The organism is Bacillus cereus group sp. BfR-BA-01331, assembly GCF_022663915.1.
GTDB classification, from domain to species: domain Bacteria; phylum Bacillota; class Bacilli; order Bacillales; family Bacillaceae_G; genus Bacillus_A; species Bacillus_A mycoides.
On the sequence record NZ_JAKUGJ010000157.1, the window covers coordinates 1 to 421 of the forward strand.

The window sequence follows — 421 nt, forward strand, 5'->3', positions numbered from 1 at the left end:
TAAATTTCATCGGTGCATCATAAAATTGATCTCCTGGCTGTATTGCCCCTGTCTCATATCCAGTTAATAACGTTGCGCCTTTTACAGCTGACCCTAGCTCATACGAAGTTGTCATGTTACCTAATGCTAAATCCTCAATCTCTATTTTCCCTTCTTTTTCTACAATCTTTTTGCCTGCCATAGATAAAATCTGCCCATTATTTGGATTCGTCATGACGACAAAAGCTCGGTCCAACAGTGGCTCTGAACTCTTAAAAGCTCTCAAATTTTTCTCAATACTTTCTTCCACTTTCTTTTGTAATTCCATATCAATCGTTAATATTAAACTATTACCACTTTTTCCTTTAGAGATTATTTCTGTGTTTATAATGTTTCCTGATTTATCAGTAATGTTTTTCACTTCTTCTTTTGTGCCGTGTAA

Annotated in this window: 1 protein-coding gene; it reads right to left on the reverse strand. The window is 35.2% G+C overall.

Features of this window, described 5'->3' with window-relative positions:
- A partial coding sequence (locus MR155_RS32535; protein ID WP_277958802.1) for a penicillin-binding transpeptidase domain-containing protein occupies positions 1–421 on the reverse strand: 421 nt, incomplete at both ends.